This window comes from Neptuniibacter halophilus (genome assembly GCF_030295765.1).
GTDB lineage: Bacteria > Pseudomonadota > Gammaproteobacteria > Pseudomonadales > Balneatricaceae > Neptuniibacter > Neptuniibacter halophilus.
Genome location: NZ_AP027292.1, coordinates 1,057,480 through 1,080,477, shown reverse-complemented (window position 1 = coordinate 1,080,477; position 22,998 = coordinate 1,057,480). Strand labels below are relative to the sequence as shown.

General features: G+C 50.4%; 19 protein-coding genes. 7 read left to right on the top strand and 12 right to left on the bottom strand.

Annotated features, from left to right (window positions below; translation table 11 throughout):
- Position 1 precedes the first annotated feature (1 nt).
- From QUD59_RS05030 to QUD59_RS05015, 4 genes are read left to right on the top strand one after another with little or no spacing between them, the layout of a single operon-like run.
- Positions 2–379, top strand: coding sequence for a flagellar protein FlaG (locus QUD59_RS05030; RefSeq protein ID WP_286239999.1), 378 nt, complete (start codon positions 2–4; stop codon positions 377–379).
- A gap of 46 nt (positions 380–425) precedes the next feature.
- Positions 426–2,543, top strand: coding sequence for a flagellar filament capping protein FliD (gene fliD, locus QUD59_RS05025; protein ID WP_286239998.1), 2,118 nt, complete (start codon positions 426–428; stop codon positions 2,541–2,543).
- Between the two features lie 54 nt (positions 2,544–2,597).
- Complete coding sequence (gene fliS / locus QUD59_RS05020; RefSeq protein ID WP_286239996.1) at positions 2,598–3,008, top strand: flagellar export chaperone FliS; 411 nt, start codon at positions 2,598–2,600, stop codon at positions 3,006–3,008.
- A complete protein-coding gene (locus tag QUD59_RS05015) occupies positions 3,008–4,807 on the top strand; it encodes a tetratricopeptide repeat protein (protein ID WP_286239995.1) in 1,800 nt (599 codons plus the stop codon). Before fliS ends, QUD59_RS05015 begins: the two co-directional genes overlap by 1 nt.
- A gap of 165 nt (positions 4,808–4,972) precedes the next feature.
- Here QUD59_RS05015 and QUD59_RS05010 read toward each other — a convergent pair whose 3' ends face one another.
- From QUD59_RS05010 to rfbF, 12 genes are all read right to left on the bottom strand, one after another.
- Positions 4,973–6,172, bottom strand: coding sequence for a radical SAM protein (locus QUD59_RS05010; RefSeq protein ID WP_286239994.1), 1,200 nt, complete (start codon positions 6,170–6,172; stop codon positions 4,973–4,975).
- Between the two features lie 13 nt (positions 6,173–6,185).
- On the bottom strand, positions 6,186–7,229 hold the full coding sequence (locus tag QUD59_RS05005; protein ID WP_286239993.1) for a glycosyltransferase family 2 protein: 1,044 nt from the start codon (positions 7,227–7,229) through the stop codon (positions 6,186–6,188).
- A gap of 3 nt (positions 7,230–7,232) precedes the next feature.
- Entirely contained in the window at positions 7,233–7,739 is a 507-nt protein-coding gene (locus tag QUD59_RS05000; protein ID WP_286239992.1) for an NUDIX domain-containing protein, read from the bottom strand.
- Positions 7,739–8,782, bottom strand: a complete 1,044-nt coding sequence (locus QUD59_RS04995; RefSeq protein WP_286239991.1) for a class I SAM-dependent methyltransferase — start codon at positions 8,780–8,782, stop codon at positions 7,739–7,741. The genes QUD59_RS05000 and QUD59_RS04995 overlap by 1 nt, the downstream gene beginning before the upstream one ends.
- 90 nt (positions 8,783–8,872) lie before the next feature.
- The gene (locus QUD59_RS04990) at positions 8,873–10,252 is read right to left on the bottom strand and encodes an NAD-dependent epimerase/dehydratase family protein (protein ID WP_286239990.1); all 1,380 of its coding nucleotides are present in this window, start codon (positions 10,250–10,252) and stop codon (positions 8,873–8,875) included.
- Entirely contained in the window at positions 10,249–12,084 is a 1,836-nt protein-coding gene (locus tag QUD59_RS04985) for a thiamine pyrophosphate-binding protein (RefSeq protein ID WP_286239989.1), read from the bottom strand. The genes QUD59_RS04990 and QUD59_RS04985 overlap by 4 nt, the downstream gene beginning before the upstream one ends.
- Positions 12,085–12,126: 42 nt before the next feature.
- Positions 12,127–13,641 carry an N-acetylneuraminate synthase family protein gene (locus tag QUD59_RS04980; RefSeq protein ID WP_286239988.1) on the bottom strand — a complete coding sequence of 505 codons (1,515 nt, stop codon included), beginning with the start codon at positions 13,639–13,641 and terminating at the stop codon, positions 12,127–12,129.
- Between the two features lie 26 nt (positions 13,642–13,667).
- Complete coding sequence (locus QUD59_RS04975) at positions 13,668–14,435, bottom strand: hypothetical protein (protein WP_286239986.1); 768 nt, start codon at positions 14,433–14,435, stop codon at positions 13,668–13,670.
- 31 nt (positions 14,436–14,466) lie between these two features.
- Positions 14,467–15,579 carry a radical SAM/SPASM domain-containing protein gene (locus tag QUD59_RS04970; RefSeq protein ID WP_286239985.1) on the bottom strand — a complete coding sequence of 371 codons (1,113 nt, stop codon included), beginning with the start codon at positions 15,577–15,579 and terminating at the stop codon, positions 14,467–14,469.
- 76 nt (positions 15,580–15,655) lie between these two features.
- Complete coding sequence (gene rfbH / locus QUD59_RS04965) at positions 15,656–16,990, bottom strand: lipopolysaccharide biosynthesis protein RfbH (protein WP_286239984.1); 1,335 nt, start codon at positions 16,988–16,990, stop codon at positions 15,656–15,658.
- A complete protein-coding gene (gene rfbG / locus QUD59_RS04960) occupies positions 16,991–18,049 on the bottom strand; it encodes a CDP-glucose 4,6-dehydratase (protein ID WP_286239983.1) in 1,059 nt (352 codons plus the stop codon).
- On the bottom strand, positions 18,046–18,816 hold the full coding sequence (rfbF, locus tag QUD59_RS04955) for a glucose-1-phosphate cytidylyltransferase (protein ID WP_286239982.1): 771 nt from the start codon (positions 18,814–18,816) through the stop codon (positions 18,046–18,048). The genes rfbG and rfbF overlap by 4 nt, the downstream gene beginning before the upstream one ends.
- A gap of 250 nt (positions 18,817–19,066) precedes the next feature.
- Between rfbF and QUD59_RS04950 the strand changes: the two genes are divergently transcribed.
- Genes QUD59_RS04950 through QUD59_RS04940 form a run of 3 tightly spaced genes read left to right on the top strand, consistent with a single transcriptional unit; the run spans position 19,067 to position 22,957 of the window.
- A complete protein-coding gene (locus QUD59_RS04950; protein ID WP_286239980.1) occupies positions 19,067–20,485 on the top strand; it encodes a sigma-54 dependent transcriptional regulator in 1,419 nt (472 codons plus the stop codon).
- Positions 20,486–21,577: a sensor histidine kinase gene (locus QUD59_RS04945; RefSeq protein ID WP_286239978.1), complete on the top strand. Its 1,092-nt coding sequence runs from the start codon at positions 20,486–20,488 to the stop codon at positions 21,575–21,577.
- Between the two features lie 12 nt (positions 21,578–21,589).
- The gene (locus QUD59_RS04940) at positions 21,590–22,957 is read left to right on the top strand and encodes a sigma-54-dependent transcriptional regulator (RefSeq protein ID WP_286239977.1); all 1,368 of its coding nucleotides are present in this window, start codon (positions 21,590–21,592) and stop codon (positions 22,955–22,957) included.
- Positions 22,958–22,998: the final 41 nt, after the last annotated feature.

The window sequence follows — 22,998 nt, the reverse complement described above, 5'->3', positions numbered from 1 at the left end:
TATGGCTATCGAATCAATGGGTGCTGCTAACGCTGCGGCGAATATTGTTCAGCCTTCTCAGCAGCCTCAGCAAGCAGGCCAGGTTCAGCGCCAGCCCGTGGAGCCTCAACAAAGCGAGCGTTTCCAGGAGCAGGCTAAAGAATCGCAAGAGATGTCTGTTGAAAAGCTGGAAGCTGCAATTGATCGCCTCAATGAGATGATGAAAAGCGGACAGCGCTCACTTAACTTCTCAGTTGATAAAACTTCTGATGAGGTGGTAGTTCAGGTTCGTGATCTGAGTACCGATGAAGTGATTCGTCAGATCCCTAACGAAGAAGCACTGCGCTTCGCAGAGTCCCTTGATCGTATGATGGGCTTGATCTTCAACGAGGAAGCCTGAGACACTACGGGCTTCTTCCACTCACTAAAAACCAGAGGCATGGGCAATGAGTGATAGTATCATTAAATCACTGGGTGCCGGTTCTGGTATCGACACCACCAGTCTTGTTTCACAGCTTGTCGAAATTGAAAAGGCTCCTCGTGAAGAGCGTCTTAATTCGAAGCAGGAAACCCTCGAATCCCAGATATCTGCTTATGGCACTTTAAAAAGCAGTATGTCAGAGCTGCAAGGGGCTTTATCGCCTCTGGCTGATAATGACACTTTTAATGCCCGCTCGGTGGCATTCCCTGATACTGATGTTATTACGCCAAACTCGGTGGAAGCCGGTGCTCAGACCGGGACTTACAATATTGAAGTTGAATCTGTAGCTCAGTCCCAGTCGATTGTCACGGGGGCTTATTCGGATAAAGACTCTGCTCTGAATGAGTCAGGTACACTGACCATTAGCTTCGGTACCTGGACCTACGATGAAGCTGCCGATCCCGGTGCAGATGTAGATACTGATGACGATCCGTACTCCTTTTCTGTTAATGATGCGCGAGCGGCATTGAATATCGTCGTGGAAGCCACCGATTCTCTTCAGGATATTGCCGATAAAATCAATGCTGAAGATGCGGATGTACAGGCTTCAGTATTACTTGTTGATGGTCAGTACCAGTTGCTTTTAACCGCGCCATCAGGTGCGAATAATGCGATGCGTATTTCCAGCGATGATGCTACTAAGGGTGACACTACTGGCCTCAGTGTATTCGAGTTCAATGAAACAGAGCACTCTCAGGTCACAGAAACTCAACAGGCGGCAGACGCCACATTGAAAGTAAACGGCCTGACGGTTTATCGAGAAACCAATGAAATAGATGATGTTATTCAGGGGTTTAATTTCTCGGTAAACAAAGCCGAACCTGGGTCCAGTTTTACTTTTACCGTTTCAGAAGATACTGCTGTAGCGGAGCAGGCAATTCGGGATTTTGTCGAAGCGTACAACCTGTTTTATGAGACAGCGCAGAATCTGGTGGGTTATAGCCGCGACGAGAGTAACCAGGTAGTTAGAGGAGATCTGGCGACAGATGGTACAGCTAAAGCGATTGTGAACCAGATCCGTAACACAATCAGTGCGCTTGTGCCTGGTGTCGATGATGGTTATAACGCATTGACCAATGTCGGTATTCGCACAGAGCTGGATGGTTCGCTGTCGATTGATGAGGACGATTTCAGTGCGGCAATGCAGGATAACTTTGCTTTGGTGGAATCTCTGTTTGCAACCAGAACCTCCTCATCCAGCGATGAAGTGAGTGTTTCCATTGGTAGCTATGCCTCCGGTACTGTGGCGGGGAGCTATGATGTTGTGGTTACAACCGACCCTGAAAAGGCTACTGTGACAACTAATGCAATGGTCGATGGCGGGAATATCAGCTTCGACAGTGCTGCCGATAGTGTGAATATTCCTGATGCGAGTTCGCTTGACCTGTCGTTTAAGATTACTGTAGATGGAACCAAGTCTGACACGATTACCCTGACAGGCAGCTATTCGACTATTGATGAGGTCAGGGCTGATCTGCAATCGCTGATTAATGGCGATAGTAATCTGAGTGCTTCGAATATTGCAGTTGATGTGGCCTATGATAGTGCCACTGACCAGTTTACTTTCACTTCACGTAGTTACGGTACTTCTTCGACTGTTCAGTTCGATTCTGCAGATTTTGGAGCCGACATTGCGGAGCTGGGCTTTGCAGATTTCTCCGACACAGGGGTCAACGTAGCAGGCACAATCAATGGTGAAGCCGGGTTCGGATCTGGTAATGTGCTGTTACCTAAGATTGATACTGATCCTTACGGGCTCAACTTAACTATTGGTGAGAATGCTGTTGCTGCAGGCACGGTAAGTATTGGTTTCTCTCGAGGGTTTGCCGGTGAGCTTGAAAATCTGATCAATAGCTTCTTGTCTTCGAGTGGCAGTATTCAGCTTCGTGAGGATAATATCGGTGACTCTCTTGAGGGAATTACCGAAGATCGTGAAGAGTTGGATAGAAAAATGGAAAAGCTGGAGCTTCGGTTGTACTCGCAGTTTTTAGCGATGGAGCGAATTGTCAGTAGTTTCCAGAGCACTGGTAACCAGTTAGATGGTATTCTGGACCGGCTGCCATTCACCGCATCGAATGGTTAATGTAATTTTTTTGCTCACTGCGCTTGTAGCGTTTTTTAAGGTAGGTATATAGATATGAGCGTTAATTTGAATGCCCTGAAACAGTATAAAAGTGTTGATTTGAGGGCAACCGTAGAAACAGCCAGCCCCCATAAACTAATCTCCATGTTACTGGAAGGTGCGTTAACAGCGCTTGCGAAAGCAAAAGGTGCAACAGAGCGTGGCCAGATTGAAGAGCGTACTGAACATCTTAATAAGGCAACAGATATTATCGTGGGTTTGAAGGGGTCTCTTGATCTTGATAAAGGCGGTGAACTGGCGGCGAATCTGGATGAACTTTATAACTATATGATTCGCCAGGTGTTGCTTGCTAACCGGGAGAATGATGAAAAGAAAATTCAGGAAGTGATGGATTTAATTCTGGAAGTGCGTTCTGGTTGGTCTGCGATGCCTGTTGAGGTTCAGATTCAAGAAACCAACAAATAATGGATCAGGCTACTCAGAGTCAGTTGGTCGGGAAAGCTCTTGAGCTAGGGCTCAGGTGCTATCGCTCGGGAAATTATGCAGAAGCTGAGGCTGTTTTTAGTAAAGCACTCACGATTGCCCCTGATAATTTCGATGCCAATCATTTTATGGGTATTATCTGCCTGATCAAAAAGCAATTCGAGCCTGCTGTCTCCTACCTGTTGAAAGCGATTAAGCTTAATCCCGAAAGTGGTGATGCCTATCATCACATGGGTTTTGCTTTGCTTGAACTCGATAAAAAGCCGCTGGCACTGGAGCATTTTAAAAAAGCTATCTCTCTGAAACCGAATCTATCAGCCTCCTACCGGGGGATGGGCGATATCTACTCCAGTCAGGGGGATCTCCAGTCAGCGATAGAGCATTATCAGTTAGCCATCAACTATGACCCGGTTTCTGTTAAGGCTCTTAACAATCTGGGCAATGTATACAAAACCCAGTCCCGGCTGAAAGAGGCTGTATCCTGTTACCGTAAGGCCCGGCAGGCTGATCCAGGCCGTTTAGATATTTTCAGTAATGAACTCATGTGCCTTGCGACTGACTTAAGTGTGCCGGGAGCTGAGTACCTTAAGGTTGCCAAAGAGTACGCTCGGCTGGCGAGAAAACGAAGTCAGCTATACACTGCCTGGCCTGCTTTGGAGCTCAAAGCAAAGAAGGTTTTGAGAATTGGCTTTGTGGCGGCGGATTTTCGTCGTCATGTGGTGGCGAAACTGTTTGAGGGTGCTCTCCGGAAGTTGTCAGAGTATCCAGTGGAGCTAATTGCGTATCACAACAACTGGATGCCTGACGATGCTGTTACTGAGCGAATGAAACCCTGTTTTTCCGAATGGAATGATGTGTTTCATATAAACGATCCAGAGCTGGCAAAAAAAATATATGCAGATCGTATCGATATATTAATCGATATGTCGGGGCATTCGGCACACAATCGATTGCCTGTCTTCGCTTATAAGCCATCCCCTGTGCAACTCAGCTGGATGGGTTTTTTTGCCAGTACCGGGTTAACGGAAATTGACTACTTTGGCGCCGGAAAAGTCGCCAGTCCAGTACGGAATAACCCAGATTTCACTGAAGAGGTGTGGCAGTTTAAGAGTAGCCAGTGTCTGGCTATGCTGGACATTGAGTTTGAGAGGCAATTTGACTGTACGCCATACCAGAAGAATGGTTTTTTTACTTTTGGCTGTATGAACCGTGTAGATAAAGTCTCTGATGAAGTCATTCGTCTTTGGGCGGAGATATTACACGAGTTACCCGACGCACGTTTCTACATCGACTCCTGGCTGTTCGGCGATGAGGGGTTTAAGCAGCAATTTATTACTCGACTTGAGGGATTTGGCGTTTCGGCTGACCGATTTACTCTGGCCAGCCATGACGGTACTTACGCCGGATATCTTTCGGCTTTCCGGGAGATCGATCTTGTTCTGGATACCTTCCCCTACAATGGCTCTACAGTAAATATGGAAGCTTTATGGATGGGGGTTCCCTATGTCTCTCTGATGGGGAGCTCTGTTATAAGCAGGACTGGTGCCGCCATGCTGGAGGGGGTTAATCTACAGGAGTTAGTTGCCGCAGATCACGGCGAATATGTACAAAAAGCCGTGGATATGGCCCGGTATCCGGATAAACTGATGAGTGTCAAAAACCGGTTGAGAGAGAGTCTTCCTGAGAGTGGTTTTTTTAATCCTGAAATTATGGCTCAGCAACTGTTTACCGACTTCACTAAAATGTGGTCCATTTTTGTTGAACGGGCAAGCTCTCGTTGATCGGGTTAGTATCAGAAAAATTGTCCGGGGCGTTCAGGGTCTGTTTCGCACAAGTACTTCTCTGATAGTTGTTATTTTAACAGCTTCAGGGTAGGTGCTCCGCGGCTAGCTTGTATTAAACGCAAGCTATTATTACCGGGGAGCAGGTTGAGGCCTGTCTTATGGTTACCTCAGCTTAGTAAAGTTCAATGGTTCACTTACCTGAATCCCCGGTGTTATCTTCTCATCACTTAAAAAACGTCCCGCGCAATAATTACAGGAAAGAAGGGATTCCTTTTCGTTGATAAATTGCGCGAGTGCCTCACGAAGTTGTGATCCTTGCTGATCAGGGGAAGGACGTAGCGCAATATAGTCGTCGGGGTAGAGCGGAGTAGCGCCTAGTTTGTCCACATGGGCAGAGAATGGGCAGCGGTAGAATTTCCCGTCCATAATGGTGAACAGGCATTTAGCGCAACAATTTTTAAATACCTCTTTTTGTTGTTCCGCGTTCCTGTGGCGTGGCTCGATGCTGGCACAGTCCGTCCAGTTTTGAGCTTTATCCGTATGGTAAGCTATATGGTTTTCTTGAAGGGTTGTTACCAGGCGTTCATGATTCCGGGATAAAGCATCATAATCGGTAATCATCATCAACACTTTTTCGTTCTGCAGAGAAGATAGGTTTTTGCCTTTGGGGACAATAGTCCCGTTAGTGTAAATCACCAGCTTGTTGACTTTCTCCTGCTGGCTTAGCCATTCTATGACCTGGCCTATCTCTTTGTTCATAAATGGCTCACCACCAATGACTCTGAACTCGTTTACCTGGTCAACTGCGGAAAAGAAGGTTTCTAAAGAATTGACTAATTCTTCCAGTGAGTAGTTTTCCGGACTTTCATAATATTGCATCAGGTTCGAACAGTCCTTGCACCGCATCGAACACTTTTCAGTGATAACAATATCTACGCTTCTCAGGAATAGTTTGCTTGGATTCTGGTAGGCATCATGGCACTGAATGCACGTGGCTACGGCATAATCCAGAAACGAAAATTCAGTATCATAGTGATGTTTGCTCAGATCAGAGTGCTTGAGTATGTCGCCGCCTGCGATGTGGTTACTATAACCCAGTTCCTTCAGTTGGACTGCCACGTCATGTATGTCAGCGGCGGATATAATGAAAATAGCGTCCTGGAATAAATCGTCAAATTCTGAAGGATGAATGATCCTATGTCCCAGAAGAAAACTGCCTGAATAGTTTTTCTTGTTATCGCAGAAACAGCTAACTTCAAGTCCATTGTCCAGGCAGGTGTTCAAAATGACCTGACCTGCGAATCCTGCTCCGAAGATAACAACAGGGAGATTCTGCTGTTTTATCTGCTTGAATATATTCATATTGAAAGTTTTTCTACCTGTAACGTTTGCGAGCGTGTAGATAGCAGGCGATTAACACCATTAATGGACGCCTCCGCGCGATCTGGGCTGGGATAAGAGTGCTATTCCCGGCAGCAGCTTTGTAATTTTGGATTGCTGACACTAACCAATCTGTATTTACCAATTGTTTAATATATCGGTAAATTAGGTAAAAGCTTGAAAGCTTCAGGCCTCCGCAAAGCCGAATAAGCTGAATGATCGTATAAGAGCATAGACACTGCTCAACAAGTCTAAGAGCTTTGACATTACCCAGTTCATCTTTGAGCAGATCCGTACATGACAATACCGGTGCCACAAAACCAAAAAGCTCCTCTGGTGACTTTTTCCACTGAGTCGTAGCAGACTTGTTCAGGGGGTGGAGTCTATGTCGGTAGACTATCTTAGGGGTATAGCTGATATTGTCTATGAACTTGAGTAAATCAAGATTGAATTGAACATCTTCGAATGTGGACAGGTGTTCATTAAAATATACCTGATTGTTTTTTATCAGATCAGCGCTGTATAAGCGTCCCCAGGAGAAAACGAATAAAGGTGACTTGTTGGGGGCTTCAAGGTATTGGCAGATGTACTGGAAAATTGCGTTGCGGTCTAAGGTTCTGTTGTCAGGATAAATAGTTTTCTCCAGCTCTGCGGAGGCTGAACTGAACTGGACGTAGCTGCCAATACTTATATCGCTGTTGTTGATTCGTAGAGCTTCAACGAGCTCAGAAATAGCGGTCTCAGGCAGGCTGTCATCAGCATCCAGAAAAAACAGATAGTTTCCGGTCGATGCCCTGATTCCAATATTACGGGCGCTGGATACGCCTTTATTGGCTGAGCAGATAAGCTTTATTCGTTTGTCTTGATAGCTTTTAATTACACGCACACTGTGGTCGGTTGAACCATCATCTACTAAAAGAATCTCCAGGTCTTGATGGCACTGCTGAAGAACGCTATTGAGGCATTCTGAGATATAAACAGCGGCGTTATAGACCGGGATAATTACTGAGACTTTCACTGCTTGATCATTGGCTGCCATAGACTAGTTAAAAACCTGAGAATAAATTCTGCGGTGCACTTCAATTAAATTGTCTGGGCGTTCTTTGTGCCAGCGCCATTGGTTATTTGCGGGCTTATCTGCGTTAAAGCTCATCTTTTCATCCAGTTCGCTGAGTAAGGTGCACTCATACAGGAGTGAGATGAAGTGTCCCCGTGTATCACGGGTGTGATTCATCACCTCCTGAACCATTAGCGGTAGATAATTACTGCGTACCTGAGCATCCAGCTCGCTTTTAGCAACCGCATGAATTCTTTCAGCTATAGTCTCTTTGAAGCGGATGACGCCCCCGGGTATGTGCCAGCCTGGTCCGTAAAACTGATCCTGACGCCAGGTCAGGAGAATCTCACCCTGTGGATTTCTGATCAGCAGGTCGACATTGATGATAGGCGTCAGGCGGCTGACAAGGTGAAACAGATCTTCACCAATTCCCTGAGTCGGGTTCTCTATCGATGCATCGATTTGGGCGATCGCTGAATCCAGCGGTTTCATCAGACCTCCTCCAGACCGTCGTCACGGAGTACGGCGACACGTAGTTCGGGCCGGTAGTCACGACGAAGAATAGCAGCGACCTCATCGGAGTAGCTGGCCGCCATTACAATAACGGCCTTAATCTCTTCACCATGGATTCTCTGTGGTGAATAAATTGGGATATGGCTTCCGGGGGTGTACTTGTTCTGTTTAAAGGTGGCCGAATCTACTACACAGGCGACCTTATGCTTCAACTGCAGCATATTAATCACCGCAAGTGCCTGATGGCCGGCACCCCATATCACGATCTCTTTCTGTCTGAACTGTCGGGTGAAGCTGTCAACAGACCGTTCAATCTGGCTTTTTGCATTGATCAGGGGGGTAAGGTTGATGGTGGATCTTTTTTTCACGATGGCAGAGAGGGAGTAGTCATGCCAGACAGGTTTACAACTGAGCACCTCAAAGCCGGTTTGCTGTAGCAGTGTGACAAGGGTGGTCTCGGTGAAATAGAACAGATGGTCGCGGATAAACTCGGAGAAAAGTTTTTTCTCCAGAATCATATCGAAATTGGGTACTTCTATGAGCCCCGTCGCACCGGGTTTCAGGTTTGATGCGATTGCGCGCAGGCTACCTTTCAGATCCGGCATATGCTCCAGAAAGTTCAGGCAAAAAAAGCCGTCATAAGGAGCACCATCTAAAAGCTTGCTATCACTATCGAGGTAGGATTTGCTGATTCTTGGGTGGTGCCCTGCGCCGACTCCCGCTTCGATTCCCCAGGCATCCACGCCCTGCTCCTGCATCAGATCAAGATACTCTCCTGCTCCGGCGCCGACCTCAAGAATCCGTTTGCCTGCCAACTGATAAGCTTCGATAAACCGGGCGAACTGTTTTAGCCTGAAGGCTTTCATCTCATCAGAAAATGCCGCCGCCCGGATGACTTCCTGAAAGTATGCAACGGGCTCGCAATCCAGTTGAACCAGCCCGCAAGTCAGACACTGACAGACCTTCAGATCTTCCGCTTTATCATCGGCAAGGCTATCTGTATCCGGAAAGTTTTGCGCCATTGCGGGCATCTCTTGCAGTGTTAGCAGGAGGCTGAGCGGGCTATCGCAAACACGGCAATGTGGCTGTTTGTGCATAGAGATCCTCGCTGTTTACTCAGCTAAAGAGGGAAACATTTCCAACGGGACCATGCGGTCATCCACATAGATATCCGCTGCGGGTTTTCCCAGATGCAGTTCATGGTATTTCACACCCCAACGTTCCATCTGTTGCTCGGTGACCTCACGCCAGTCGATGCCAGTGACATAGCCACGTGCGGTAAAAAGGATAATCTTGTGCCCGGCATCATAAAGGCGATTGAGTTTTTCGATATTGTGTTGCCTTGGTGTTGAAAGGTTATAGTCATTGTCGGGTGCAATGTTGGCAATCACGCCGTCGATGTCCATGACCAGAGTCCGGGGGGAGTTCTGGTCACGCTCAACCAGCGTCTCACCAAAGGATTGATACCAGTGAGCCGTGCGTAAGATCGTACTTTGCAGATCTGTCCAGGCGGAGAGTCCCAGCTCATTCGTGGCTCTGGATATATCAGGAACATAGCGTGACGGAGCTGCGCCGGTGACTTTGGAGGTGACCTTAACAGAGCCCTCATCTGATATCAGAGAAGAAATGGTGGTCGCTAACTCTTTGAGGTTAATCTGTTGATCTGAGCCAACATTATAAGGACGGCACGGCTCACCTTTATCCAGAATGGTCCATAACCAGGCGGTAAGATCGCCTGCATATAGGTAAGCGCGGATGGGAGTGCCATCACCATTAATCGCGATGGGTTTATCCTGAACAGCATCGTGAATAAAGTTACCGAATGCAAAGTAGGATTGCATGGGCATGTGAGGTCCGGCGAAGGAGAAGCAGCGGGCGATTTTGACATCCAGTCCCTTCGTATTGCTGTACAGAGAGCAGAGCTGTTCTGCCATTCTCTTTGCTGAGGACATAAAGGCCTGGGGAGACTCCGGAGGTGGTGCGCCTGTATAGGTTTCCGGTGTGTGTATTTCTCCGTCCGGTAAAGGGCCATAAACTGCGCCGGAACTGACATAGAGCACTTTAGCCTGAGGGCAACAGTTGGCAACATGATCGAGCACTCTTCGGGTTCCGGTGATGACTGAATCGGTCAGGCCGAGATGTGCCGCGGGTTGGTTGGCAATCGAGTCGGTTGCCAGATGCAGTACATGAGAGTAATTCGCTACCGGCAGTAGCGTATACCGCAGGTCGCCATATTTAAAGTTGAAGCATTTATCGTGTGCTTCAGGAAATGCCTGAACAAAGCCTTTTGGAGCGCGGGTGATAACTGTGGCATGGATATTCAGTTTAAGGGTATCGTTTGCCCGAAGAATGGAAGCCAGAATCCAGCGGCCAAAAAAGCCGGTGCCGCCGGTGATCAGCAGATGTTGATCTTTCAGTTCAGACCAAATCTGTGTGTGTGACAGCACTTCATCAAGCTCTGCTGTGGGAATATTGAAGTAGTACTCCCTCATTCTGTGCCATCCTGCCGGGCAGAAAGTGATGCGGGATGAAGCGGAACGCACATGTTTTCCTTTAGTTCCTCCAGTGATAAAAGAGGGGACATATCTTCAAGTGGCATGGATAGCATGGAGCCATCTTTTTGTGGCAGTGCGGCTGATTTTGGCCACAGGGTTTCATCCGATATCAGGGTAACATCACAGATCAGCGGGCCCTGAGTTTGCAGTGCTTCTTTGATGCCTGCCTCGAGTTTCTCTACGCAAGTGATGCGCTGGGTTTTAAGACCTATTGCCTCGGCCACGGCGAGTATATCCGGGATCAGTAAACCCGCTTCAGCCCCTGTGCCAACAAAGCGGCTATCAAAGTAGTTTCGCTGGGTGTTACGAATTGAGGCATAGCCTGCGTTGTTCATGATGAACATACAGACGGGCAGTTGCAGAGAAGCCAGTGTGCTCAGTTCCTGCAGATTGAGCTGCAGGCTGCCATCGCTTTCAATGGCCACCATCGGTTTGCGACCGTTTGCCAGACAGGCGCCAATAGCAGCGGGTAAACCGTAACCCATGGATCCTAGTCCCGACGTGAGCATAATTCGCTGGCCGGGTTTGTTTCGAAATGCAGTATAGAACGCTTCAACAGCCAGACCCGAGCTGCCGGTGGTAATCAGTTGGTTTTCTGGCAGAGCGTCTGACAGCGCTTCGGTAAGGTGGTAACTGCTTATCTCTCCCTTATCAGGAAAGGCCTTCCCGTCATTAATGGGGTATCTTTGTTTCCAGTTTTTGCAGGTACTGACCCATTCTGACCAGTCTGGTGTTGGCTGACGGGAAGACTGATCCAATAGTTTCAGCAGGACTTCTCTGGCGTCTGCCCTGAAAACGGTGAAATCATGCGCCTGAAGTTTGTCCAGTTCGGCCTGATCGATATCAACCACAATACGCGTGGCTGAACGGGCAAAGTTTTCTGCTGAGTAAGCAGTCACTACCGGATCAAGTCTTGCGCCTATTGCAATCAGGAGGTCGCAGTTCTGTACCGCGAAGTTAGCGCCACGCAGTGCGACAGATCCCGGTTTCCCGGCGTTAAGCGGGTGATCGTAGGGGATCATGTCCATGGCGTTCCAGGTCGTGGCGACCGGGATTTTCAGGCGCTCATAAAGAGCTTGCAGGATATCAGCGGCACCGGAGAGGCGGACGCCGTGACCGATCATCAGTAATGGCCGATGAGCTTTGCTGAGCTGATTGATAATGCTGTCACAAGCCAGATCAGTTTGATAAGAAACCAATTCCGGTGGTGCCTGCCAGCCTTCTAACTGTTCTGTCTCTATCATGCTGGCCTGAACATCCAGCGGGATATCGAGCCAGACAGGGCCTTGTCGTCCACTGGTGGCCAGATGCCAGGCTTGTTCAAGGTGCTGCCTGATCTGCATGGGCTCGGTGATTGTCACGGCATACTTAGTGACAGATTTGACCATCTCAACAATGTTCACTTCCTGTACGCCTTTCTGGCGTACCCCGCTGTCACCGATCAGATCAGCGCGTTTAGCCTGTCCGGAGATGATAATCATGGGCACAGACTCAATCCAGGCACCGGCAACCGGAGTAACAATGTTAGTGGCCCCGGGGCCGGTGGTTACCAGCGCTACGCCGGGCCTCCCTTTGATCCGGCCGTGAGCTTCTGCGGAAATGCCGGCAGCTTGCTCATGGTGGCAGGGAATAACACTGAGTCCTTCAGTTTGTCCTGCTGCATCCACCAGATGCATGGCGCCACCGCCGGGTAGCAGGAATACATGCTCGCTGTTCTTCTCGGCTAAAAATTGAAACACATAATCGGCGAGCCGGATTTTCCTGTTCATAATGCTGTTCTTACTCTGCAATACAGTCGTTAAAGGGTGTAGTTATAGGTTCTGCCAATACTTCAGATAGGTCTTACGTTGCGGATTTTGCAAAATGCTGTCGTCACTGTAGAACGAATCATCCTGAAAGTGACGGGTCGAGATCTCTTCAAATACCGCCCCTGTCTCGGAGCTGAAGCTGTGTTGGGTATGGGCGGGTACGGTGATCATTTCACCCGATTTCAGTTGCTGGGCCTTTCCATCCAGGTTCACTGTAATTTCACCGCTGAGGACATAAAAGGTTTCATCTTTACGTTTATGCAAGTGCTCCGGGTGCTGTTGTCCCGGAAGCAGAATAATCAGCTTCTTACAGTACTGGCGATTCATTACTGTGATCATGGCTGCCCCGAAATCATCAAACCGGTCTTCGCCGTAATGATGTGAAATCTCCAGAGCGGCTTCGGGGGGGACCGTAATACTGCCTTCATTCAGAACGGCTTTTACCTGTCCTACGATGGCCAGAATCCGGTCTCGGGTATTGCTCTGTTCTGAATTAGAGTTAAGCAATGGAGCGTTGGCCTTTATAGCCGAAGTGCTCTGTCGATGTACGTACTTAGACCAGTCGTTAGCGGTAATTTGTCCTGCCTGACAGGGGATGGCGAAGTAGATATCCGCTTCGCTGATTGCCTTACCGGCGGGAATATCCTGTTTCAGATAAGCGCCGCGTCGCAGCGCTCGGAGGCTGTCGATCTCTTCTTGTGGAGGTGTTACGCGTATGTCTGCCCGCTGACCGCAAAGGGTAAAAGCCTGCTCTATAGTGCTAAGCCATGCGATCAGTTGCTCCGGAGTAGCTGAATAGTCATTTGGTTGATACTGCTCACTGGGTAGTGCCACGTGGCGTTCAAACAGCATCGCTCCCTTAGCCACTGCCATGGCAATTGATCCGGTAAAGGAGGGGGGTTCGTGGGTGGAATAGCCAATGGGTACTTCCGGGTAACGGGTGCGCAGATAGTCGATCTGATTAAGCTGTATTTTTTCAGGTGGTGTCGGGTATTCCGCGACGCAGTGGTTCAGGGCGAACGACTTGTTCCGATTACTCAGAAATGTAACCACGTTATCCAGCTCTTCGGCGCTGGCTGCAGCGGCAGAGGCGATCACCGGTAAATCGGTGGCCGCGATTGTTTCCAGCAGTGGCCAGTCAGTAAAGGAGCAACTGGCGATTTTGATGATATCAAATTGCTGTTCAACAATCAGAGGTACAGATTCACTGTCAAACGGAGTGCACATGGTCAGAAAACCGGCTTGTTTGATACGCGCTATGATCTGTTCGAACTGTTCACGGGTCAGCCGGGTTTCCATAAAGCGCTTAACATACTTCAGATCCATCCGGTCTTGATAATCAGGGTGGATAAAGCTGTCCATCTGACGGTACTGGAGCTTGATTGCGAACCTGAACGGGAATTTTTTACAGACCTCGGCAAAAGTGTCAATCATCTTCAGACCATGTGCCAGATCACCCATATGGTTGTTAGCCATTTCCAGTACGATAAGGGGTTTATCCAGGGGTAATTGCTTCATGTTTACCGCTCAATAATCAGATTCAGTTACTTACAGTACACCAGGCCATTGGCCCAGTATTCATCAGCATTGCCAAGATGCATCCGGCGATTGAAGTTCAGGTTGTAGCCATAGGCTTCAAGGTGAAAACCTTCATTTGGATCATCTGTTTCGAGTGCGCCGAACCAGAGTAAGGGTGTGTAGCCGTCTTCTCGCATCAGCAGGCCGGGGCAAGCTACCAGTGCCGCACAGGTGTCTGCAGCACCGGCCAGACTGAAGTGCTGAGGCAGAAGGCTTATCTGCTCACGTGCTGCCCCGAGAGAATATCCGTCCATCGCCGGGCAGTAGAGACCAACCAGATCCCGATCTGCCTGACGCTGCAGTAGTTCCTGGTGACCGGTGTTCGCGGCCGGTCGCAAGCGCCCGGCGAGCGGTGTTTTATTGTGGTCAACAAACTCATAATCCGGATAGGCATGCCCAAAAGCGCTGGCGACCGCGGGCAGGTATTTCTGTTGTAGCAGTGTGCCGATATCTTCGCGGGCATGTTTGGGGAGTATGAAGGGGATAACCGGACCGGAAAGCAGGTCAACCAGTTGCGGGTCTCCCTTGAGGTCGCTCATCAACCGGGTAACCTGTTGTTCAAATTCGGCTTCGGTCAGGGTTAGCTCTCCAATGAACCGGGCGCTGCGCTCATAGATGTCCTGAAGCGAATACTCGGGTTGTTCGCAGCGAAAATACCTTCTCACTTTTGGCTGAACTTTGGCTTTTACCGGGCCTGGAATACAGCGCCCGTTTGGATCGAATAATACAGTCATAACGGTTCCTGAAAAATCGATGTACGTGGAGCTAGTCCGTCAGGCTGTCTGAATCAGAAAAGCCTTCGCCCCAGGGAACGGGTAAGGTTTTATAGCGCGAGGTGATTTCCGTATGTTTTTTAATGAACGCCGGATCTTCGCCTATCAGACAGTCAGGACGGTGTGGTCCTAACCATGGGTTACGCATACCCCGGTCGAGGATTTCTTTCAGCGGTGTCTGAAAGATATTGCCGAGGGACATGTCGATGTATGGACAGGGCGTGATCTCTCCGGTTGAGGTCACTGTTATAATGCCTTTGACTGTAATGCAGCCTTTAAAGGAGCCATAAGAGGGTGTCATATGAGAAAAGACGTTGTACTCTTTTTCCAGCTCCCGGAGGATATCTGCATCTTCTTTTTCGATGACAAATTCCGGGTGCTCTGTACAGGAACCGGTAGGTTTAGCGTAGGAAACATACAGGCCAATACCTTTGTCGGTCGCAAACTGGCACATTTCCCGGAATTCAGCCGTTTTAGCCCGCCCCTTAACCAGTACGGTGGAGAGAATCAGATTCAGGCCGGCTTTAACTGAAGCATCTATCGCACGCATCACCCGTTTATATGAGCCGGGTTTGTTGCGGAAGTTGTCGTGCTCTTCCTCGATCATGCTATCCAGAGAGAGCTGTACTTTTTCCACGCCAATCTCTTTCAGGTGGCGGGCTCGTTCATCATCCAGAAACCAGCCGTTGGTATCAGTAATGATGTAGTGCTTGTCCGGATCGATTGCCGCAACGACTTCATCGAAATCTTTCATAACCAGCGGTTCGCCGCCTGTGATTACAAAGCGGGCCAGACCCAGTTGGTCTGCTTCATCGGAAAGTTTTCTCACAGCCTCAAGGTCGATCTTACGACGGTCGTCCTGGATATGATGAATCTTATTAAGATGCCGGTCCATGTAATATTCGGCGGAACAGTGCGTACAGCGGAAGTTGCAGAGATAGCTTTTTTCAAGGCGGATGATCGGGCTGATCTCTCCGCGAGCTTCCATGTCGCTGATTTTTGCCAGTTTCTCTGCCACGTAGGGCTTACGTGCTGCGAGATCGTTGCGTTTGGCTTGTTCTCCTGCGGTCAGGGCAGGATCTGAAGTAGCTGGTAGTGAAGACATCACACCATCTCCTGAATTATCTGTTTTGTTATTCTGGGGCTGCATCCCGGAGGTTATTTTATAAACGGGCAATGATTCAGTCGGGTTTGACCAGGTCATTGATCGTTGCTGCGACGTAACTCAACATCTCTTCGCTGAGGGCGGGCTGCACGCCTATCCAGAAGGTGTCTTTCATTACTATATCGGTATTCTTCAGTGAATCTGAAACCCGAAATGATCTTCCCTGCATATAGGGCTGGCAGGTCAGGTTTCCTGCAAACAGTAAACGTGTGCCGATGTTTCTCTGATCCAGCGTCTGTAATAGCTCCAGCCGGTTGATGGGAGCGTTCTGCCTCAGCGTGATCGGGAAGCCAAACCATGATGGCGTTGCTCCCGGGGTCGCTTCCGGCAGTATCAGGCTGGTTTCACTCGGTTTCAGGGCGGCATGGAGAAACGCAAAGTTCTCTTTTCGGCGGCGAGTGAACTCTTCGATTCGGTTTAGTTGCGCCAATCCGCATGCGGCTTGCATATCGGTAATTTTCAGATTGTATCCCAGGTGGCTGTATACATATTTGTGGTCATAACCGTGGGGAAGATTGCCTTGCTGGCGACAAAAGCGTTTGCCGCAGGTGTTATCCTGACCCGGGGCGCAGAAGCAATCACGTCCCCAGTCACGAAACGACTCTATAATGGCCTTCAGCTTACCGTTATTGGTGAATACCGCCCCACCTTCCCCCATTGTGATATGGTGTGCAGGGTAAAAACTCAGAGTACCGATATCACCGAAGGTGCCGGCTTTGCGTTGGCCAAGATCGGGATCTGAGCTGTTGTACTCGGAGCCGAGCGCATCACAGCTATCTTCTATCAGCCAGAGGTTATAACGATCTGCCAGTTGCCTGACACGGTCAATATTGAATGTATTTCCCAGCGTATGTGCCAGAACTATCGCCCGGGTCTTGTTGCTGATGGCTGCTTCAATCCGGTCTGGATTGATGTTGTAGGTAGGGATATCGATATCTACGAATACCGGGATCATGCCGTACTGCAGAATGGGATTTACCGTTGTCGGAAATCCGGCAGCTACGGTGATGACTTCATCCCCTGGTTGCAGTGCTCTTTCACCCAGTCGTGGTGAGGTCAATGCTGAGAAGGCCAGCAGGTTGGCTGATGAACCCGAGTTTGTGGTCAGGACATGTTTCACCTGAAGGTAGTCGGCGAGCTGGGTCTCAAACTGTTCATTGAAACGACCTGTGGTGAGCCAGCCATCGAGTGATGCTGACACCAGGTTCTGAAGCTCTGCTTCACCCAGTAGTTTACCTGAAGGGGGAATCGGAGTAATGCCGGGGATAAATTCCTTGTCAGCAAACGCGTGCTCGGCATACTCAGTTACCAACGCTGAAATGTTATTTCGTATTTCGTCTAGTTTATGCATTTATCGGGATGAATATTCATCTATCTGTTGATGGCTGAGTTGGAGCAGGTCTTTTTCTGAAAAGAAAGCTTTATACCAGTCGATAGTGTACCGGATGCTTTCACGCAGTGTCAGTTTCGGTTGCCATCCGAGATGTAGTTTAGCTGCGCTGCTGTCCAGTACCAGAACGGCTGCTTCATGCAGATCAGGGGCCCGATCTGCAACGGTATAAGCGGCGCCGTTTCCCCATGCCTCGGCTGCCAGTTCAATCACTGATTCTACCGATGCGGCACCGGACTCATCCGGGCCGAAGTTCCAGCCAGTTTGCGCTGTGGAGGTCGCATCAATTTTCTGTCCCAGAAGGAGATAGCCGGCGAGAGGCTCGAGCACATGCTGCCAGGGGCGAATGGAGCCAGGCGCGCGAAGGTGTAAGGGGTGCCCCTCTGAAAAAGCCCGTATCGCATCCGGGAGAAGCCGGTCACCGGACCAGTCGCCACCACCCATTACATTGCCGGCTCTGGCACTGGCGACCGAAATGCCTTGATCCTGCAGGTAGGAGCGCTGATAGGCGCTGGTAATCAGTTCTGAGCAACCTTTACTGGCGCTGTAAGGGTCATGGCCCCCCATCGGATCGGTTTCAATATAACCTCGGCTGAAGCCTTGGTTTTCATAGCATTTATCAGAGGTAACATTGATAACCGATAGGACCGTGGGGGCCTGACGTACTGCTTCTAGCAGATTGGCGGTGCCTATTATATTAGTCGAGAACGTTTCTATGGGGTCGGCGTAGCTTCTTCGGACCAGGGGCTGCGCGGCCAGATGAAAGACAATCTCGGCTTCAGACTGGATGAGGGCTTGTTTGAGAGCAGACAGATCACGAATGTCAGCAATGATGGACCGGTCACACACCTGCTGGCAGCCCAGCAGGCTGAAAAGGTTCGGTGTGGTATCAGGCTGAAGTGCATAACCTGTTACCTGTGCCCCCAATTTTTTCAGCCATAGCCCCAGCCAGCCGCCTTTGAAGCCTGTATGCCCGGTTATGAATACCTTGCGCTGGTGCCAGAAGTTTTGGTCTATCACCAGATCTTCCACGGAGCGTTTCCTTTCTCCCAGAGGTTTTGCAGAACGGTGTGATCACGCAACGTATCCATCGGTTGCCAGAAGCCATCGTGTTTGAATGCTGCCAGTTGCCCCTCTTCTGCGAGTCGACCGACAGGTTCGTCTTCCCAGGTGGTGTGGTCGCCTTCGATGTAGTCCAGAACATCGGGAGAGAGCACGAAGAAGCCTCCATTGATCATGGAACCATCGCCTTTGGGCTTTTCCTGGAAACGATTGACCATGTCTCCGTGCAGATTCAGGGCGCCGAAACGGCCTGGAGGAATAGCTGCTGTCAGCGTAGCTTTTACACCTTTCTGTTTATGGAATTTGATCAGGTCGGAGATATTTACATCGCTGACACCATCACCGTAGGTGAAGCAGAAGGCTTCTTCGTCCTTCAGATACTCTGAAACCCGTTTAAGTCGTCCGCCGGTCATGGTATTGGCGCCAGTGTCGACAAGCGTGACTTTCCAGGGTTCGGCAAAGCGATGATGTACTTCCATCTCATTAGAGCGCATATCAAAGGTGACATCGGACATATGAAGGAAGTAGTTGGCAAAATACTCTTTGATGATATAGCCCTTATAGCCGCAGCAGATGATGAAGTCATTGATGCCGTGAGCTGAGTAGATCTTCATTATATGCCACAGGATGGGCTTTCCGCCGATCTGAATCATCGGTTTAGGCTTCAGATGTGTTTCTTCAGATATTCGGGTGCCAAGTCCGCCTGCGAGGATGACTGCTTTCATTTATCTATCGTCCTGGGCTGCAAAGAAAATAATCGCCATAGTTAGTTTTTCGGCGCCTGTACTTAGCTCTAAAGTATTTATTTGCTTTATCGGTTTAGCCTTTCCTGTTGTCAGCTCATAATAGAGATATATTCCTGCAAGTCAAAAAAATGCCGTCAAAATTGTTGAGTCTTATCTGATGACGGTTTATTGACATTCCTGTCGATGCACGTAACTATTACCGGCAATAGAAAATATCCGGTTTACGCTTATGTCCTCTGTTCTGGTCATTGATGATGATTTAAGTCGGCGGGAGTTGATTCAGTCCGCGCTGACGTTTCTCGATCAATCCTGCGAATTCTTTGGTTTTGTGGATTGGCTGCAATCTGCCAGCGAGCCTGTACCTGCTGATCTGGTGCTGCTGGGGCAGAGTCAGTTGCCAATCTCGCTGGAAAAACTGATCCGTGAGTTGCAGCAGAAGGTGCCGGCTGCGGCGGTGGTGACGCTGGGCGAGTGGGCGGAAGTGGAAGAGTTGCCCGCAGAGCTTAAATCACTGCTGCTCGGTGAGTTGCCCATTCCGTTCAATTACCAGCAGTTGCAGGATATGTTGCATCGGGCCCAGTTAGTGAAACAGCAGATCAGTGCCGGTATCGCGCCGGATGCTGCGGATCAGTTGTTTTCCAGTCTGGTCGGTTGCAGTCAGCCAATGCTCAGGGTTCGTCAGGCGATGGCGCAGGTGGCCGGACGCGATGTGAATGTCATGATCACCGGTGAGTCCGGTACCGGCAAAGAGGTAGTTGCACGCAACCTGCATGACCACTCGGTGCGTAAGGCCGGGCCGTTTGTTCCGATTAACTGTGGAGCGATTCCGGCGGATCTTTTAGAGAGCGAGCTCTTCGGCCATGAAAAAGGGGCCTTTACCGGTGCTGTTTCCAGCCGTCCGGGGCGCTTTGAGCTGGCCCAGGGGGGCACTCTGTTTCTGGATGAGATCGGTGATATGCCGCTGCCGATGCAGGTCAAGCTGCTGCGGGTATTGCAGGAACGGAAGTTTGAGCGCATTGGTGGGACTAAAACGCTGGAGGCGGATATCCGGGTGATTGCCGCCACGCATAAAGATCTGGAGCAGATGATCGAGGCGGGAGAGTTCCGCGAAGATCTTTACTACCGCCTGAATGTATTTCCTATCGAGATGCCGCCTCTGCGCGAGCGCACGGAAGATCTGCCTGTTTTGCTGCAGGAGTTGATAGAACGCGTTAAGCAGCAGGGCTTTGATTCGGTAAGACTGCAGCCGAGTGCGATTGAGTCTCTGGCGCAACATCCATGGCCGGGGAATGTCCGTGAGCTGGCCAATCTGATAGAACGGTTAGCTATTCTGTACCCGAACGGGGTGGTGGGGGTCAGCGAGTTGCCGGAGCGATTCCGGCATGTTGCAGAGCCTGATCCGGAGCGTTACCGGACAGATGATATGGAATCTGCCACGATGCCGCAGGTGACGGAGGCCCCGCTTCTGGATCACCTGCCGAAGAGCGGTCTAGACTTGAAGTCGCATCTTGAATCAATTGAACGCAGTCTGATCGATCAGGCCCTGAATGCCGCTAATAATGTGGTGGCCCGGGCAGCGGAGCTGTTGCAGATCCGGCGAACCACTCTGGTGGAAAAAATGCGTAAGTACGGGATTCAACGTAAGTAAATGAATACAGAAAACAGTGATCAGCAGCGGATCCGTGAGCTCGAGTCTGAGCTGCAGGCGCTTAAAGCTGAGTTGGCCAGCCGTGAACATTCACCGGTTGCGCATACCTTAAGTGATCGCTATCAGCACCTGCTTGGCGTGTTGCCGGCCGGGGTTGTTCTGATCGACGGTTCCGGGGTGGTCGCCGAAGCCAATCCGGCGGCGGTGGCATTTCTCGGTGAACCGTTGCAGGGGGAGCGCTGGTTCGAGGTGATTGAGCGCAGCTTTGCGCCGCGCAGTGATGATGGTCATGAGGTCTCCCTGAAAAATGGCCGGCGCGTCAGTTTAATGACCCGGGCGATGGATCATGAGCCGGGGCAGTTAGTCCTGTTGACCGACCAGACCGAAACCCGGCTGTTGCAGGGGCGGTTATCTCACTATCAGCGCCTCTCTGAAATGGGGCGTATGATGGCCTCGCTGGCGCATCAGATCCGTACGCCACTGTCTGCAGCCTTGCTGTATGTGGATCATTTAATGCGCCCTGATCTGCAGCAGGAGCAACGGCAGAAATTTGCACGTAAGGTCAAATCCCGTCTGGCAAATCTGGAGCAGCAGGTGCGGGATATGCTGATCTTTGCCCGCGGCGAGATGCGTCTGGATGACCAGATGACCACGCAGCGCTTTCTGGCTGAGCTGGAGGATATGCTGGACCTGCCTCTGGTGAATTACGATGCCGATTGTGATTGCATCAATCAGGCGCAGGATTACCTGATTCAATGCAACCGTGAAGCATTGCTCGGCGTCTGCATGAACCTGATTGAGAATGCTCTGCAGGCAACCGGAAAAGGCTGTGAGCTGATTCTGCAGTTGTCGGTTCATGAGGGTAACCTGCGGATCGATATCATCGATCAGGGCCCGGGTATGGACGCTGAGACAGTCAAGCGGGCGATGGAACCGTTCTATACCACCAAGTCTCACGGTACCGGGCTTGGGCTGGCGGTGGCTCAGGTGGTTGCCCATGCGCATCATGGTCAGTTTTTACTTCATTCAACACCGGGACAAGGTACGGTGGCCAGTATTCTGTTGCCAGCGACTGCGCCGCAAACTAACTGAACGGAAAATCTTATGTCTAACCGTATTTTGATAGTGGAAGATGACAGTGAGTTGCGTGAAGCGCTGTGTGACACGCTGGAGCTGGCCGGGTTCGATTTTCTGGCGGCGGAAGACGCCGAACAGGCGCTGGAGATGCTGGCTGACAATCAGGTGGATATGGTGGTCAGTGATGTGAACATGCCGGGCATGGACGGTCATGCGCTGCTGGAACAGATCAGGCTTCATTATCCGGGGCTGCCGGTGATGCTGATCACCGCATTTGGTCAGGTCAGCAAGGCGGTAGAGGCGATTAAAGCCGGTGCGGTGGACTACCTGATGAAACCGTTTGATTCGGCGGCGCTGATCTCTGCTGTGCGTCGTTTCGCGGTCGGTGAAACGACGGCGGAAGAGGTTGAGCAGCCAATCGCCGAAGAGGCGGCGAGCAAGCAGTTGCTGCAACTGGCGCGGCGGGTGGCTACCTCGGATTCCACCGTGCTGATCTCCGGTGAGTCAGGTACCGGTAAAGAGGTGCTGGCGCAGTATATACACAGTCATTCAGGCCGGGCAGGTAAGCCGTTTATTGCGATTAACTGCGCGGCGATTCCAGAGAATATGCTGGAAGCCACCCTGTTTGGTCATGAAAAAGGCGCGTTTACCGGGGCTTACAGCAGTTCGCCGGGCAAGTTTGAACAGGCTGATGGCGGCACGCTGCTGCTGGATGAAATCTCAGAGATGGATCTGGGATTGCAGGCCAAACTGCTGCGTGTGCTGCAGGAACAGGAGGTAGAACGCATCGGCGGACGTAAGGTTATTCCGCTGGATGTACGGGTGCTGGCAACCACCAACCGTAAGCTGGAATCTTACGTGGCTGAAGGTAAATTCCGCGAAGACCTGTACTATCGGTTGAATGTGTTTCCGTTGCAGTGGAAACCGTTGCGTGAACGTCCGGCCGATATTGTGCCTCTGGCTGAACGGTTGTTTCGCAAGCATTGTCAGAAGATGCACCGGGCACCGGTGTCTCTGGCGGATGAGGTTAAGCAGGCACTGGCGGCCTACAGTTGGCCGGGTAATGTGCGAGAGCTCGATAACGTGGTGCAGCGCGCGCTGATTCTGCAGCAGGGTGTTGAGATCGGCGTGGCTGATCTGATGCTGAACCCCGATGATCTGGCAGAAAGTACCTTGCAGGATTCAGAGGAGATCTCCGATGAAGATCTGGCCGGGCAGTTGGGAGAAGGGATGCGCCAGCATGAGTTTCAGTTGATCGTCGATGCCCTGAAAGCCACCCACGGCAGCCGTAAAGAGGCGGCAGAAAATCTCGGAATCAGTCCGCGAACCCTGCGCTACAAACTGGCAAAAATGCGTGAACTGGGGATCGATCTGGATAAAGAGCTGGGGCGATGAGCCCCGCCTTTTCGGCCGCTTTCCCGCGTAATAAAGGCCTC

What these genes read in the sequence shown, in the direction of transcription:
- rfbH (WP_286239984.1), bottom strand. Translation starts at nt 16,990, where the DNA reads ATGCATAAACTAGACGAAATACGAAATAACATTTCAGCGTTGGTAACT.
- QUD59_RS04945 (WP_286239978.1), top strand. Translation starts at nt 20,486, where the DNA reads ATGAATACAGAAAACAGTGATCAGCAGCGGATCCGTGAGCTCGAGTCT.
- QUD59_RS04985 (WP_286239989.1), bottom strand. Translation starts at nt 12,084, where the DNA reads ATGAACAGGAAAATCCGGCTCGCCGATTATGTGTTTCAATTTTTAGCC.
- QUD59_RS05000 (WP_286239992.1), bottom strand. Translation starts at nt 7,739, where the DNA reads ATGAAACCGCTGGATTCAGCGATCGCCCAAATCGATGCATCGATAGAG.
- fliS (WP_286239996.1), top strand. Translation starts at nt 2,598, where the DNA reads ATGAGCGTTAATTTGAATGCCCTGAAACAGTATAAAAGTGTTGATTTG.
- QUD59_RS05015 (WP_286239995.1), top strand. Translation starts at nt 3,008, where the DNA reads ATGGATCAGGCTACTCAGAGTCAGTTGGTCGGGAAAGCTCTTGAGCTA.
- QUD59_RS05030 (WP_286239999.1), top strand. Translation starts at nt 2, where the DNA reads ATGGCTATCGAATCAATGGGTGCTGCTAACGCTGCGGCGAATATTGTT.
- QUD59_RS04970 (WP_286239985.1), bottom strand. Translation starts at nt 15,579, where the DNA reads ATGTCTTCACTACCAGCTACTTCAGATCCTGCCCTGACCGCAGGAGAA.
- fliD (WP_286239998.1), top strand. Translation starts at nt 426, where the DNA reads ATGAGTGATAGTATCATTAAATCACTGGGTGCCGGTTCTGGTATCGAC.
- QUD59_RS04995 (WP_286239991.1), bottom strand. Translation starts at nt 8,782, where the DNA reads ATGGCGCAAAACTTTCCGGATACAGATAGCCTTGCCGATGATAAAGCG.
- QUD59_RS04950 (WP_286239980.1), top strand. Translation starts at nt 19,067, where the DNA reads ATGTCCTCTGTTCTGGTCATTGATGATGATTTAAGTCGGCGGGAGTTG.
- rfbF (WP_286239982.1), bottom strand. Translation starts at nt 18,816, where the DNA reads ATGAAAGCAGTCATCCTCGCAGGCGGACTTGGCACCCGAATATCTGAA.
- QUD59_RS04990 (WP_286239990.1), bottom strand. Translation starts at nt 10,252, where the DNA reads ATGAGGGAGTACTACTTCAATATTCCCACAGCAGAGCTTGATGAAGTG.
- QUD59_RS05010 (WP_286239994.1), bottom strand. Translation starts at nt 6,172, where the DNA reads ATGAATATATTCAAGCAGATAAAACAGCAGAATCTCCCTGTTGTTATC.
- QUD59_RS04975 (WP_286239986.1), bottom strand. Translation starts at nt 14,435, where the DNA reads ATGACTGTATTATTCGATCCAAACGGGCGCTGTATTCCAGGCCCGGTA.
- QUD59_RS04940 (WP_286239977.1), top strand. Translation starts at nt 21,590, where the DNA reads ATGTCTAACCGTATTTTGATAGTGGAAGATGACAGTGAGTTGCGTGAA.
- QUD59_RS04980 (WP_286239988.1), bottom strand. Translation starts at nt 13,641, where the DNA reads ATGAAGCAATTACCCCTGGATAAACCCCTTATCGTACTGGAAATGGCT.
- QUD59_RS05005 (WP_286239993.1), bottom strand. Translation starts at nt 7,229, where the DNA reads ATGGCAGCCAATGATCAAGCAGTGAAAGTCTCAGTAATTATCCCGGTC.